The following is a 12,785-nucleotide window of genomic DNA, read 5'->3' as shown; positions in this document are numbered from 1 at the left end:
CGGCGGGCGGTGATAGAGCGCAGTATCCGGCTGGCGCAGGAGAAATAAGACCCTGACGGCCCGGTGGCGTGGCGCCATCGGGCCTGGCTATCCCAACGATACGCTAAAGCCTGAAAGTGAAGCCCGTGTGCAGTATGATGACGAGCATCGTCTCTTATCAGGACATCCCATGAAACAAATCACCTTTACGCCGCGCCACCACCAGCTTACCAACACCAATACCTGGACACCTGACAGCCAGTGGCTGGTCTTTGATGTACGGCCTTCAGGCGCGTCATTTACGGGCAAGACTATTGAGCGTGTCAATGTGCATACCGGCGACGTGGAGGTGATCTATCGCGCCGTGCAGGGCGCGCATGTCGGTGTGGTGACGGTGCATCCTGCCGACAATCACTATGTGTTTATTCATGGCCCTGAAAACCCTGATGAGACGTGGCATTACGATTTCCACCACCGTCGGGGCGTTATTGCAACGCCGAGGGGCGTGACTAACCTCGATGCGATGGATATTACTGCGCCGTATACTCCCGGCGCGCTGCGCGGCGGCAGTCACGTCCATGTGTTTAGCCCGAACGGCGAGCTGGTGAGTTTTACCTATAATGACCACGTTCTGCATGAGCGAGATCCGGCGCTGGATCTACGTAATGTCGGCGTGGCCGTGCCGTATGGGCCGGTAACGGTGCCGGTTCAGCATCCGCGCGAATACAGCGGTAGCTACTGGTGCGTACTGGTTAGCCGCACGACGCCTGCGCCGAGACCTGGCAGCGATGAAATTAACCGCGCCTATGAAGAGGGCTGGGTGGGCAACCGCCAGATCGCCTTTATTGGCGATACGCTGTCGCTGACGGGCAAAAAAGTCCCGGAGCTGTTTATTGTCGATTTACCGTGTCATGAAAACGGCTGGAAACAGGCAGGCGACACGCCGCTGACGGGAACCGAATCAACGATGCCATCGCCGCCGTTGGGCGTAGTTCAGCGGCGTCTTACCTTTACTCACCAGCGTGTTTATCCTGGACTCACTAACGAACCACGCCACTGGGTCCGCAGTAATCCGCAGGCGACGGCGATCGCCTTTTTGATGCGGGACGATAACGGCGTAGCGCAACTGTGGCTGATATCGCCGCAGGGAGGCGAGCCCCGGCAGTTAACGCATCATGCGACCGGCGTACAGTCAGCGTTTAACTGGCATCCGTCGGGTAAATGGCTGGGACTGGTGCTGGAAAATCGGATTGCCTGCTGCGACGCACAAAGTGGGAGGATCGACTTCTTAACCGCCAGGCACGACAACCCGCCGTCTGCGGACGCCGTCGTTTTTTCACCGGATGGGCGACACGTCGCATGGATGGAAGAGGTGAAAGGGTTCCGTCAGCTATGGGTGACGGAAACCGGGCGATAAATCAGGGAGGAGGCATCTTCGCCGGGGGGATGACGGCATTGGTCATTTTCGTCTCCTCCTCGCTTTTCTCGACGCGCGATCTTACCGAACTGTCTTTGCGGAAGATGTCCCACGGCAGAAGGATCGTATCCATCACGGCGGTAAACGGCATATCCAGGATGGCCAACGATTTTGTGCCCCAGTTTGTCTCATCGTTACCGATCATCGTAGCGCTGGCGCGCGTGCCAGGATAAGTACCCTCTTTACCGCCGGTGTGCGACATGACGCTTGAACAACCGCTTAATAAAAGCATCCCATTCCATATTATCAGCGTTAACCACACGTTTTTTATCATCACTCATTCATCTGTTGGTTGTCGTTATTTGCATGATGAGTTATAGCGATCCGTTGCTAAAAATAACATCACCAGTACGTGGCACTGTGGCGGTAATCGCACTTTAACAATCAGTGCTGTCCCAACCAGTCTATGCAATAGCCAATAAACTGCAAAAAAAAGTCGGATTAAAATACTTGAAAAGTACGTATTCAGACCCATTTATAAGACGTAGTGAATAGAAGGGCACGCCTGATGGGTGTTCTGGCAATCCTGGCCTGTCCATGATGGAAGGTCTGACATTCTCGCTGATTTCAGGAGTTTATGATTATGCGTAACTTTGATTTATCCCCGCTGTACCGTTCTGCCATTGGTTTTGACCGTCTGTTTAACCTGCTTGAAAATAACCAAAGCCAAAGTAATGGCGGCTACCCTCCGTACAACGTTGAGTTGGTAGACGAAAACCACTACCGCATCGCCATTGCCGTTGCCGGTTTCGCGGAAAGCGAACTGGAGATTACTGCCCAGGATAATTTACTGGTGGTAAAAGGCGCTCATGCGGACGAGCAGAAAGAACGTACTTACCTGTATCAGGGCATTGCCGAGCGTAACTTTGAGCGTAAGTTCCAGTTAGCGGAGAACATTCACGTTCGCGGCGCAAACCTGGTCAACGGGCTGCTGTATATCGAACTGGAGCGCGTGATTCCGGAAGCGAACAAACCGCGCCGTATCGAAATTAACTGATTCCGTCGGGTCGCGTTGCGCGGCCTGTCATCCCATGCTCGCCGTCAGGGAGCATATTCGCACGTAAAGTGTGAAGGTAAAAACTCGCTTCTTAGAAGGAGAAATGATTATGCGTAACTACGATTTATCCCCACTGCTGCGTCAATGGATCGGTTTTGACAAGCTGGCCAATGCGCTGCAAAACAGCGGCGAAAGCCAGAGCTTCCCGCCCTATAACATCGAAAAAAGCGACGATAACCATTATCGCATTACCTTAGCGTTAGCCGGTTTCCGTCAGGAAGATCTGGATATTCAACTGGAAGGCACGCGCCTGACGGTGAAAGGCACGCCGGAACAGCCGGAAAACGAGCCCAAATGGTTACATCAGGGCCTGGTCATGCAGCCTTTTAGCCTGAGCTTTACGCTGGCTGAAAATATGGAAGTTTCCGGCGCGACGTTTACCAACGGCCTGCTGCATATTGATTTAACCCGCAACGAGCCGGAAACCATTGCGCCGCAGCGTATCGCCATTAACGAACGCTCCGCATTAAATAGCTAATGAGCTCCTTGCCTTGCCCCGCCAGAGATGGCGGGGCTTTTTTGTGCCACGAAAAAGGGTAAGACGCTGCCGACGTCAGGACGGTTTTGTAACATGAGAATGTGCGCCATGCTGTATATATGCCTTAACGGTTCAGTCATAATCCCTATAAATTGAAATGTTACTCACAGGGAAGAAAAGATGAGTGATATCGCATTGACGGTCAGCGTTCTGGCGTTGGTGGCGGTTGTCGGTTTATGGATCGGCAACATTAAAGTGCGCGGTGTCGGCTTTGGTATTGGCGGCGTTCTGTTCGGCGGTATTATCGTCGGCCACTTCGTCGATCAGGCTGGGGTGACGCTGAGCGGCGATATGCTGCACTTTATCCAGGAATTCGGCCTGATCCTTTTTGTTTATACCATCGGCATACAGGTGGGGCCGGGGTTTTTCGCCTCGCTGCGTGTTTCCGGGCTACGTCTGAATCTGTTTGCCATTCTGATTGTGATTATGGGCGGGTTGGTCACCGCGATTCTGCATAAAATTTTCGCTATTCCGCTGCCGGTGGTGCTGGGGATTTTCTCCGGCGCAGTCACCAATACGCCTGCGTTAGGGGCGGGTCAGCAAATCCTGCGCGATCTGGGAACGCCAGTGGATCTGGTGGATCAGATGGGGATGAGCTATGCGATGGCGTATCCGTTTGGCATCTGCGGTATTTTGCTCACCATGTGGCTGATGCGGCTGATTTTTCGCGTTAACGTCGAGGCGGAGGCGCAGAAGCATGAATCCTCTCTCGCTAACGGCCATTCATTAATTCAGACAATGAATATCCGTGTCGAGAATCCGAACCTCAATAATATGGCTATCCAGGATGTGCCGATCCTGAACAGCGATAAAATCATTTGCTCACGCCTGAAACGCGACGACACGCTGATGGTGCCGTCGCCGGGGACGATTATCCAGGCAGGCGACCTGCTGCACCTCGTCGGCCAATCTACCGACCTGCATAACGCGCAACTGGTGATCGGCAAGGAAGTGGACACCTCGTTGTCGACGCGTGGCACGGATTTACGCGTCGAGCGTGTGGTCGTCACCAACGAAAAAGTGCTCGGCAAACGTATCCGCGATTTGCACTTTAAAGAGCGTTATGACGTGGTTATCTCCCGCCTTAACCGCGCGGGCGTTGAGCTGGTCGCCAGTAGTGACGCTAGCCTGCAGTTTGGCGACATTCTCAATCTGGTGGGGCGTCCAGCCTCGATTGATGCGGTAGCCAATGTGGTCGGCAACGCGCAGCAAAAACTCCAGCAGGTGCAGATGCTGCCGGTGTTTATCGGCATCGGATTAGGGGTTCTGCTTGGGTCAATCCCGTTGTTTGTGCCGGGATTCCCGGTCGCGTTAAAACTGGGGCTAGCCGGCGGGCCGCTGATCATGGCGCTAATTTTGGGGCGTATCGGCAGCATCGGTAAGCTGTACTGGTTTATGCCGCCGAGCGCCAACCTCGCGCTGCGTGAGTTAGGCATCGTTTTGTTTCTGGCGGTCGTTGGGCTGAAATCCGGCGGCGATTTTGTCGATACGCTGACGCAGGGCGAAGGATTAAGCTGGATTGGCTACGGTATTTTCATCACCGCTATTCCGCTGATTACCGTCGGTTTGCTGGCGCGGATTTTTGCCAAAATGAACTATCTGACGCTGTGCGGGATGCTGGCCGGTTCGATGACCGATCCGCCAGCGCTGGCATTTGCCAACAATCTTCATGCCACCAGCGGCGCGGCGGCGCTCTCTTACGCGACCGTCTATCCGTTAGTGATGTTCCTGCGTATTATCACGCCACAACTGCTGGCGGTGATTTTTTGGGGAATGGGTTAGCGCCTGATGGCGCGTTGCTTATCCGGCCTATGCACTGTGTTAAATCCAGGCTGGATAACGCGCGCCGCACCGGTCACACTTCTGCTCTTCTTCTTATCTCCTTCCTCAATGAACGCGCTAATCAGCGTAATGGCAACGAGCATAATTCCAATTTTTTTCAGTTAGTTATCAATCTTCTTCGCCTTTTTTTTCGTCGCGACGGGTGGTTTTTCAGCTTTTAATTCGGCAATAATGCCTTTCCTGGCGGTGGCGTTGAAAAAGGTCGTAACTGAAATGAAAAAATAGCGGGAATGAGCGCGGTTGCGCCGAAACGCGTCACCAGTGAACTACAGTTATTTTGCAATAAGATTCCCTTGCTGCGGGATAATGTGAAGCATATCAGCAACAACGTGAGTGGTATTCTGAAAACGAACGGGAATACATAAGAACGTAAAAGGAGTCGTCATGAAGATTTCCCGCCTCGGAGAAGCGCCGGATTATCGCTTCTCACTGGCAAATGAGCGCACCTTTCTGGCGTGGATTCGCACCTCGCTGGGATTTCTGGCGGCAGGCGTCGGTCTTGATCAGCTCGCCCCGGATTTTGCCACGCCGGTGATCCGTGAACTGCTGGCGCTACTGTTGTGTCTGTTTGCGGGCGGCCTGGCGATTTATGGCTATCTACGCTGGTTACGTAATGAAAAAGCGATGCGTCTGAAAGAGGATTTGCCCTATACCCATAGCCTGTTGATCATCAGCGTTATTTTGATGATTGTCGCGGTGATAGTGATGGGGCTGGTACTGTATGCCGGATAGTCGTAAAGCCCGTCGGCAGAACGATCCGGGACTGCAACCGGAGCGTACGTCGCTGGCCTGGTTTCGCACGCTGCTGGGATACGGGGCGTTAATGGCGTTAGCCGTCAGGCACCACTGGCATCAGGCGGGGTTCTTGTTCTGGGTGTCGATCAGCGTTCTGGCGATAGTGGCGGTGATTCTTTGGCGTTATACCCTGAGTCGTAATTTGATGGATGTCGCGCATAGCGATTTTTCCGAAACTCATGTCGTGCGTGACAAATTTTTGATCTCCCTCGCGGTGTTGTCGCTCGCAATCCTGTTTGCTGTTACCCATATTCGCCAACTTATTGCATTTATCGGGAATTTTATATGACAGGACGTCAGGACATTGTCGTGAGTGATGACCAGATTCAGGTCGTCGTAAATCGCCAGAATAGCCAGCGCCCTCAGCAACTGTACCGTAACTTACAACGGCTCGGCATTCGCAATGTCCATTTTATCCCATTGTTGGAACATGACCGGAACGGAATGTTGACCGAGGATTCATTGTGTTCAGCAGACTGGGGGCGGTTTTTAAATAGCGTATTTGATATTTGGGTACGTGAAGATATTCAGCGTATCTCGGTCCGCCTTTTTGATGAGACGCTACAGCAGTGGTGCGGCGGCAGGAATGGCGCTGAAGCGCCGGACATGGCGCCGCTAAGCGCTGAATGTCAGAAGTGCTCTTTATTACGATTTTGCGGCGGCGGATGCCCTGAGCATCGGGATAGCCAGGGGAAAAATCAGCTTTGCGAGGGCTACCAGACCTTTTTTAACTACTCCTCGCCGCATATGCGGGTGATGCGGGATTTACTGAAGCAGCATCGCTCGCCGGAGGAGTTGATGGCGATGCTGCGTTAACGTCACAGGCCTGATAAGCGTAGCGCCATCAGGCGATGGCGTGCCGGATGGTGCTGCCGTCTTTCCGGCACTGAGCGAGTATTAGCGTCCTTTTGCCAGGTATTGTTCCATTTCATCCTCCGGCACCATGCCGCCCCCGGTTGCCCATACCAGATGCGTCGCGTTGCCGAGCTGCGTCTGACTGAATCCATGTCTTTGCTGATACGCGACGGAGGCGCAAATGCGCTGTGGCCCGGCCATCCCCGCCAGAGCTGATGGCTCCAGTCGAATTCCTTCCTCCTGCGCCAGCCAGCCCAGCATGTCGTACATTGTTTGATCGTCTAAGGTATAAAGGCCGTCAAGCAGACGCTCCATTGCCCGACCAACAAAGCCCGAAGCGCGACCTACCGCCAGGCCGTCAGCCGCCGTCAGGTTATCAATACCGATATCTTGTACTGAGATGGCATCGTGCAGACCGGTATAAACGCCGAGTAACATGCAGGGTGAATGGGTCGGTTCGGCAAAGAAACAGTGGACGTTGTCGCCAAACGCCAGTTTCAGGCCAAAGGCGACGCCGCCAGGGCCGCCGCCAACGCCGCACGGTAGATAAACAAACAGTGGGCGGCTGGCGTCAACGACGCGTCCCTGCTGCGCGAATTGCGCTTTCAGACGCTGACCCGCTACCGCATAGCCCAGAAATAGCGTGCGAGAGTTTTCATCGTCGATAAAGAAACAGTTTGGATCGGATTGTGCTGCTTTACGGCCCTGCTCAACCGCCACGCCGTAATCATCCTCGTATTCCACGACCGTCACGCCGTGGCTACGCAGCTTCGCTTTTTTCCAGGCGCGGGCGTCGGCAGACATATGTACCGTCACTTTAAAACCGATGCAGGCGCTCATGATACCGATCGATAGCCCCAGATTGCCGGTTGAACCGACGGCGATACTGTACTGGCTGAAGAATTGTTTAAATTCCGGCGAAAGCAACACGCTATAGTCATCGTCGGTGGTTAACAGACCCGCCTCCAGCGCCAGTTTTTCCGCTTGCGTTAGCACCTCGTAGATGCCGCCGCGCGCTTTAATGGAACCAGAGATTGCCAGGTGACTGTCTTTTTTTAACAGCATTTCACCGTCGATCGTTTGCCCATACTCTTTTTCCAGCCGCTTTTGCATGGCCGGAATAGCGACCACGTCAGATTCGATCATGCCGCCAGCGGCAGCGGTTTGCGGAAACGCTTTCGCCAGATACGGCGCAAAGCGCGCCAGACGGTCATGGGCGGCGTTTACGTCCTGCTCCGTCAGGCCGACATACGGTAGACCTTGTGCAAGAGAGGTGGCGCCCGGGTTAAACCAGGTGGTTTCTTTGAGGGCGACCAGATCCTCGACCAAAGGATACCGGGCGATGAGCTTTTGTATGTTTTCCATAGTACGTCTCTTTACGATCAGATGATAAAGGAAAGCAGGAATGTGCCAGCCAGTGCAACGACAGATGCGATAAACGTGGCCGTCGTATAGTATTTAAACGTTTCATTCAGCGTAGCGCCGCAATACTGCTTGACCAGCCAGAACAGGGAATCGGTCACGATCGTGCAGCCAATGGCGCCGGAACCAATGGCAATCGCAATGATCTCCGGGCTGACGTCAGGATAGAGCGGCAGCATGGGCGCAACAATCGCCGTGGCGCCCATCATCGCCACCGTCGCAGAGCCGACCGCCGCGTGCAGAATCAGCGCTACCAGCCATGCCAGCAGAATCGGGTGCATATGCATATTTGAGAGGATCACCGCCAGCGTGTCCGCCAGCCCGCTACTTTTGAGAATGGCGTTGAACGCGCCGCCCGCGCCGATAATCAGCAGGATGTTCGCAATGGCGCCAAAGCCGTTTTCGGTGTGGGTAAGTAGCGTGCTCATACCCATATGCTGGCGCAGACCGAGTATGTAATACGCTACAAAGACAGCGATAAACATCGCGGTGATCGGATTACCGATAAACTCCAGCAGCGTATACAACGTGCCGTCTTTCGCCATATTCAGTTCAGCGACGGTTTTCACCAGCATCAGGCCAATCGGCAGCAGAACGGTAAACAGCGTTGCGCCCAGCGACGGCAGGGTGTTTTCGGCGCGCACTTCAAGATCCGCAAACTCTGTCGGTACGGGCTTGAACGGCAGACGATTACCCAGAAACTTTAAGAACAGCGGACCGCCGACCAATGATGCCATCAGTCCGACCAGCAGACCGTAGACAATCACCGAGCCGATATCCGCCCCCAGTTTATTTGCGACAAACAGCGCAGCAGGATGCGGCGGTACCACGCAATGGACGGCCATCAGCGCGGTACACAGCGGAATGGCCAGCTTCAGCAGCGAGGTATGGGTCTTTTTAGCGATAGAAAACGCCAGTGGGATGAGCAACACGACGCCCACTTCCACGAACAACGTGATACCGCAAATCAGCCCCACCAGTACCATGATCACGTCAGCAGAGAGCCAGCGACAGCGCTGGAGCGTAAGCCCGATGCGTTCCGCCGCGCCGGAAACCTCCATCATTTTGCCGAGGATGGTGCCAAGACCGATAACGGCGGCCAGAAAACCGAGCGTACCGCCTATTCCGTTTTCTATCGCCGTGACCATCTCCAGCGGCCCCATGCCCATCATCGCGCCGACAAAGAAACTGGCGAGCAGTAACGCCAGGAAGGGGTGGAATTTAAACTTCACGATGGTCAATACGATTAACACGATGCTGATCAGCAGCGTGCTCACTACCCAGATTTGAGCGTGCATATCTCACCTACCCTGTGATTAATCTGTTCTTATTGGACAGAAAAACAGCACCCCTTGACAAACGATATAATTTGCCATTCACATGATGTAAATTGAATCAACTATGTGATTTCCATCTAATATTGCCTTTATTTTGCGATATGGTTCATTTTGCTTCATCTATGTGCGGATTTTTTCAGCGTGTTTTTTTACACTTCGGGAAATTAAAAGATGACTGAGGTTGCCATGGAACCCCTTCGCGATACCCGAAACCGCTTACTCAACGGCTGGCAGTTATCCAAACTCTATACTTTTGAAGTCGCGGCCAGACACCAGTCCTTTGCTCTGGCGGCAGATGAGCTGTCGTTAAGCCCCAGTGCGGTAAGTCATCGTATCAATCAACTGGAAGCCGAGTTGGGAATCCAGCTATTTGTCCGCTCTCACCGTAAAGTGGAGCTTACCCATGAAGGCAAACGGGTATTCTGGGCGCTGAAATCGTCGCTGGATACGTTGAATCAGGAAATCCTCGATATCAAAAATCAGGAACTGTCCGGCACGTTGACCGTGTATTCACGCCCCTCTATCGCCCAGTGCTGGCTGGTGCCCGCGCTGGGGGACTTTACCCGTCGCTATCCGTCAATTTCTCTCACTATGCTGACCGGCAACGATAACGTTAACCTACAGCGTGCCGGCATTGACCTGGCTATCTATTTTGACGATGCGCCGTCGGCGCAGCTCACGCACCATTTTTTAATGGATGAGGCGATTTTGCCCGTTTGCAGCCCGGATTACGCCCGTCGTTTCGCCTTGCAGGGCAACCTGAATAACCTGCGGCACTGTACGCTCTTACACGACAGACAGGCGTGGAGTAACGATTCGGGTACCGATGAGTGGCACAGTTGGGCGCAGCATTTTGCAGTAAATTTGCCGGATTCATCCGGCATTGGCTTCGATCGTTCTGATTTAGCGGTGATTGCCGCGATGAACCACATTGGCGTGGCGATGGGACGTAAACGGCTGGTGCAAAAGCGTCTCGACAGCGGTGAACTGATTGCGCCTTTTGGTGACATGAGGCTGAAATGTCATCAGCATTATTATGTCACCACTCTGCCTGGCAGGCAGTGGCCGAAAATCGAGGCATTTATTCGCTGGTTGCAGGAACAGGTGTGAAGATTTATTACGCTTTGCCGCTACACCTGCCGGGAGAGAATATGCTAAATACGTGCTATCACCGTGGTAAAAATTTTAGGGGGCGTCGTGTTTAAACCGCTTATTGCCTCTCTCATGCTGACCAGCGCGGTCGTCTATGCGAAACCGATGCCTTTGACGGCGGCGCGCTATGCGCAGCAGCTTGGTGTTGGGATGGATGTTGACTGGGCGCGAACGGAACGGGGTATCCGCGAGTTTGATCCGCTGGTCGTGCGGGATTTTAAGGCAAAAGGGTTAACGCATGTCCGTATCCGTGTGGCAGGCGCGCCGACGGAAGCGCGCCTCATCCATTTGCGTAAGCTGGTAGAGGCCTGCGAATACTATGGCGTCATACCCATTATTGCCTATCAGGCGGATGCGTATAAAACCGATCCCAGCGCCAGCCATGAAAAGGAGCTGATCAACTGGTGGAGCGTGGTCGCGCGCTATTTTGGTCAGACATCCCCGCTTCTGGGGTTCGATCTCATTTATGAGCCTGCCGACAAACTTAATCATAATATGGCGTCGCTGAATCGCGTATATGACAAAACCATCCGCCTGATTCACGCCATTGACCCACAGCGGATGATTTTCGTTGCCCCCCGCATGCGCGCCGCGCCGGAGGATTTGTCGGCGCTTAAACTGCCGGCGCAAAGCCAGAACTATGTACTGGCGGAGTGGCACATCTTCCCGTGGGGACCCCTGAAAAGCGGCGGTAAATATCCGTGGACGTCAGGCACGGCGGCGGAAAAAGCGGCGATTCGGGCACGGATTAACGCTGCGGTTCGCTGGCAGCATAAGACCGGCCATGCAAGCTGGGTGGGAGGATGGGCGCCGGGAGAGTCGATAAAAATCACGCCGGTCGCTTCACAGTTCGCGTTTGCCCGTTTTATGGCCTGCGAGCTGAAAAAAGCGCATATTCCGTATGCGATAAACGCGGACACTCAGTTTTATGACGGCGAAGAAGGAGCGTGGCGTCCGGCGCAGGAGTCCCTGCTCAATGCGATGATCGCGCCGGAATGTGAAACGCCCGGCAAAAAGCCGGGCGAGGGGAATGTTAAACCGTCTGTCCCTGATGCGATATCCGTGACGCCAGCGGCAGCCAGCACGCCAGGATCAGCAATCCCATAAGGGTCATCAGCAATCCCAGACTGCTCTGACCGGTTTGCGGCAGCATTGCCGAAAGCCACGCCAGTACGCCGGAACCAATATTTTGCAGCCCGCCGACCAGCGCGCCAGCGGTGCCTGCGAGGAACGGAAACGGCTCCATCGCGCCGCTGGTGGCCAGTGGAAATAACATCCCGGCGCCGAAGAAAAACAGCGCAGCGGGGATGAGTAGCGTCCAGACGTTCATCACGCCAAACCAGCCGGGAATCCACATCATAAGGCCTGCCAGCAGACAGCAAATAACTGACTGCCACATCAGGGCTGAGAAGCGTTTATTCGGGCGTCCGGCAAACCAGGCGCCGAAGAACGCCGCCGGAATCGGCAGAATAAACAGAATGCTTACCACCATACTGCTGAGACCTAATACTGCTCCCATCAGCACGCCGGAACAGGCTTCAAAGACCGCAATGCCAGCCAGCCCGCCGATTAGCATCAGCAGGTAACAGTTAAATGCGCCGTTGCCAAACAGCGTTTTATAGCTGGCGATCAGCCGTGTGCGCGGCGCGCCGGCGGGGCGGGTTTCCGGCATCCAGCGCGCCATGCTGAAGGTGACGCCAGCGCAAAGCACCAGCAGGAAAGCGTAACACGCGCGCCAGTTCCACAGGGTGTCCAGCAGACCGCCAATCAGCGGCGCTAACAGCGGGCTGACCAGAATCCCCATATTTAACAGGCTATTGGCGTGACGAAGTTGCGTTCCTTCATACAGATCGCGCGGGAGCGTTCTCGCCATTACTCCGCCAACGCCGGTTCCCATCCCTTGCATGGCGCTGGCGGCAATCAACACCGTCAAACTATGCGTGGTCATGGCGAACAGGGTCGCTACCATAAAAATAGACATGCCGACGAGGATTACGGGGCGGCGACCAACCCGGTCGGAAAGCGGGCCGTAAAACAGTTGCGAGACGCCGTAGGTCAGGAGGTAAGCAGCCATTACGCTCTGGACGGCGCCTTCCCGGACGTTTAGCGCTTGTGCCATATCGGCGATGGCGGGAATATAAATGGTTTGCGCCATCTGCCCTACGGCCACCAGTAACACCAACATCAACAACAAATTGACGTTTCTCTGCCTTTTCATTTCGCTGATTACTTTTCAAAAAAAGAAAAAATAAGAATAACTTGCTGCGCATTCCCATAAATGCGAGAGGAATCTATCACACCAGAAAAAGAAGGCCAGACAGCAACCAGCAA

At 54.3% G+C, this 12,785-nt stretch carries 13 protein-coding genes and 1 other annotated feature; of the genes, 9 read left to right on the top strand and 4 right to left on the bottom strand.

Features of this window, described 5'->3' with window-relative positions; genetic code table 11:
* Positions 1-169 precede the first annotated feature (169 nt).
* On the top strand, positions 170-1,396 hold the full coding sequence (locus tag ACLJPQ_RS13725) for a DUF3748 domain-containing protein (protein WP_080184940.1): 1,227 nt from the start codon (positions 170-172) through the stop codon (positions 1,394-1,396).
* Between the two features lies 1 nt (position 1,397).
* On the opposite strand, the gene ACLJPQ_RS13720 is transcribed toward ACLJPQ_RS13725, so the two are convergent.
* Entirely contained in the window at positions 1,398-1,730 is a 333-nt protein-coding gene (locus tag ACLJPQ_RS13720; protein WP_001581211.1) for a YceK/YidQ family lipoprotein, read from the bottom strand.
* Between the two features lie 242 nt (positions 1,731-1,972).
* Positions 1,973-2,046 (top strand) — a sequence feature (ROSE (Repression Of Heat Shock gene Expression) occurs in the 5'-region of heat shock genes and acts as an RNA thermometer to modulate expression.).
* On the opposite strand from ACLJPQ_RS13720, the gene ibpA reads away from it, so the two are divergent.
* The 6 genes from ibpA (at position 2,040) to ACLJPQ_RS13690 (ending at position 6,504) form a co-directional block, all read left to right on the top strand.
* A complete protein-coding gene (gene ibpA / locus ACLJPQ_RS13715; RefSeq protein ID WP_001532742.1) occupies positions 2,040-2,453 on the top strand; it encodes a small heat shock chaperone IbpA in 414 nt (137 codons plus the stop codon). Its footprint overlaps the feature before it by 7 nt.
* 109 nt (positions 2,454-2,562) lie before the next feature.
* Positions 2,563-2,991 carry a small heat shock chaperone IbpB gene (ibpB, locus tag ACLJPQ_RS13710; RefSeq protein ID WP_001246919.1) on the top strand — a complete coding sequence of 143 codons (429 nt, stop codon included), beginning with the start codon at positions 2,563-2,565 and terminating at the stop codon, positions 2,989-2,991.
* A gap of 180 nt (positions 2,992-3,171) precedes the next feature.
* Positions 3,172-4,833, top strand: coding sequence for a putative transporter (locus tag ACLJPQ_RS13705; RefSeq protein WP_001279781.1), 1,662 nt, complete (start codon positions 3,172-3,174; stop codon positions 4,831-4,833).
* A 444-nt stretch (positions 4,834-5,277) separates the two neighbouring features.
* Complete coding sequence (locus tag ACLJPQ_RS13700) at positions 5,278-5,625, top strand: YidH family protein (protein ID WP_000703964.1); 348 nt, start codon at positions 5,278-5,280, stop codon at positions 5,623-5,625.
* Positions 5,615-5,977 (top strand): DUF202 domain-containing protein, encoded by a 363-nt coding sequence (locus ACLJPQ_RS13695; RefSeq protein WP_001113454.1) that lies wholly within the window; start codon positions 5,615-5,617, stop codon positions 5,975-5,977. The genes ACLJPQ_RS13700 and ACLJPQ_RS13695 overlap by 11 nt, the downstream gene beginning before the upstream one ends.
* Positions 5,974-6,504: a radical SAM protein gene (locus ACLJPQ_RS13690; protein WP_080110591.1), complete on the top strand. Its 531-nt coding sequence runs from the start codon at positions 5,974-5,976 to the stop codon at positions 6,502-6,504. Before ACLJPQ_RS13695 ends, ACLJPQ_RS13690 begins: the two co-directional genes overlap by 4 nt.
* An 81-nt stretch (positions 6,505-6,585) precedes the next feature.
* Here the strand turns inward: ACLJPQ_RS13690 and dsdA are convergent, their stop codons facing one another.
* Together dsdA and dsdX are read right to left on the bottom strand one after the other, a co-directional pair.
* Complete coding sequence (dsdA, locus tag ACLJPQ_RS13685) at positions 6,586-7,908, bottom strand: D-serine ammonia-lyase (RefSeq protein WP_080184941.1); 1,323 nt, start codon at positions 7,906-7,908, stop codon at positions 6,586-6,588.
* Positions 7,909-7,925: 17 nt separating this feature from the next.
* Positions 7,926-9,263 (bottom strand): D-serine transporter DsdX, encoded by a 1,338-nt coding sequence (dsdX, locus tag ACLJPQ_RS13680; protein WP_000543319.1) that lies wholly within the window; start codon positions 9,261-9,263, stop codon positions 7,926-7,928.
* 225 nt (positions 9,264-9,488) lie between these two features.
* Between dsdX and dsdC the strand changes: the two genes are divergently transcribed.
* A complete protein-coding gene (gene dsdC, locus ACLJPQ_RS13675) occupies positions 9,489-10,412 on the top strand; it encodes a DNA-binding transcriptional regulator DsdC (RefSeq protein ID WP_039519859.1) in 924 nt (307 codons plus the stop codon).
* 63 nt (positions 10,413-10,475) lie between these two features.
* Positions 10,476-11,561 (top strand): cellulase family glycosylhydrolase, encoded by a 1,086-nt coding sequence (locus ACLJPQ_RS13670; protein ID WP_000238922.1) that lies wholly within the window; start codon positions 10,476-10,478, stop codon positions 11,559-11,561.
* Here the strand turns inward: ACLJPQ_RS13670 and emrD are convergent.
* Complete coding sequence (gene emrD, locus ACLJPQ_RS13665) at positions 11,488-12,672, bottom strand: multidrug efflux MFS transporter EmrD (protein WP_080184942.1); 1,185 nt, start codon at positions 12,670-12,672, stop codon at positions 11,488-11,490. The genes ACLJPQ_RS13670 and emrD overlap by 74 nt on opposite strands.
* Positions 12,673-12,785 lie beyond the last annotated feature (113 nt).

It is taken from the genome of Salmonella sp. SAL04213 (assembly GCF_046550535.1).
Taxonomy (GTDB): domain Bacteria; phylum Pseudomonadota; class Gammaproteobacteria; order Enterobacterales; family Enterobacteriaceae; genus Salmonella; species Salmonella enterica.
Note: the sequence above shows the minus strand (reverse complement) of the source record. Positions and strands in the feature narration are given on the sequence as shown.

Bases quoted from the DNA above. Each gene is read 5' to 3' on its own strand.
- dsdA (WP_080184941.1), bottom strand. From the start codon at position 7,908: ATGGAAAACATACAAAAGCTCATCGCCCGGTATCCTTTGGTCGAGGAT.
- ACLJPQ_RS13695 (WP_001113454.1), top strand. From the start codon at position 5,615: ATGCCGGATAGTCGTAAAGCCCGTCGGCAGAACGATCCGGGACTGCAA.
- dsdC (WP_039519859.1), top strand. From the start codon at position 9,489: ATGGAACCCCTTCGCGATACCCGAAACCGCTTACTCAACGGCTGGCAG.
- ACLJPQ_RS13725 (WP_080184940.1), top strand. From the start codon at position 170: ATGAAACAAATCACCTTTACGCCGCGCCACCACCAGCTTACCAACACC.
- ibpA (WP_001532742.1), top strand. From the start codon at position 2,040: ATGCGTAACTTTGATTTATCCCCGCTGTACCGTTCTGCCATTGGTTTT.
- ACLJPQ_RS13690 (WP_080110591.1), top strand. From the start codon at position 5,974: ATGACAGGACGTCAGGACATTGTCGTGAGTGATGACCAGATTCAGGTC.
- ibpB (WP_001246919.1), top strand. From the start codon at position 2,563: ATGCGTAACTACGATTTATCCCCACTGCTGCGTCAATGGATCGGTTTT.
- emrD (WP_080184942.1), bottom strand. From the start codon at position 12,672: ATGAAAAGGCAGAGAAACGTCAATTTGTTGTTGATGTTGGTGTTACTG.
- ACLJPQ_RS13720 (WP_001581211.1), bottom strand. From the start codon at position 1,730: ATGATAAAAAACGTGTGGTTAACGCTGATAATATGGAATGGGATGCTT.
- ACLJPQ_RS13705 (WP_001279781.1), top strand. From the start codon at position 3,172: ATGAGTGATATCGCATTGACGGTCAGCGTTCTGGCGTTGGTGGCGGTT.
- dsdX (WP_000543319.1), bottom strand. From the start codon at position 9,263: ATGCACGCTCAAATCTGGGTAGTGAGCACGCTGCTGATCAGCATCGTG.
- ACLJPQ_RS13700 (WP_000703964.1), top strand. From the start codon at position 5,278: ATGAAGATTTCCCGCCTCGGAGAAGCGCCGGATTATCGCTTCTCACTG.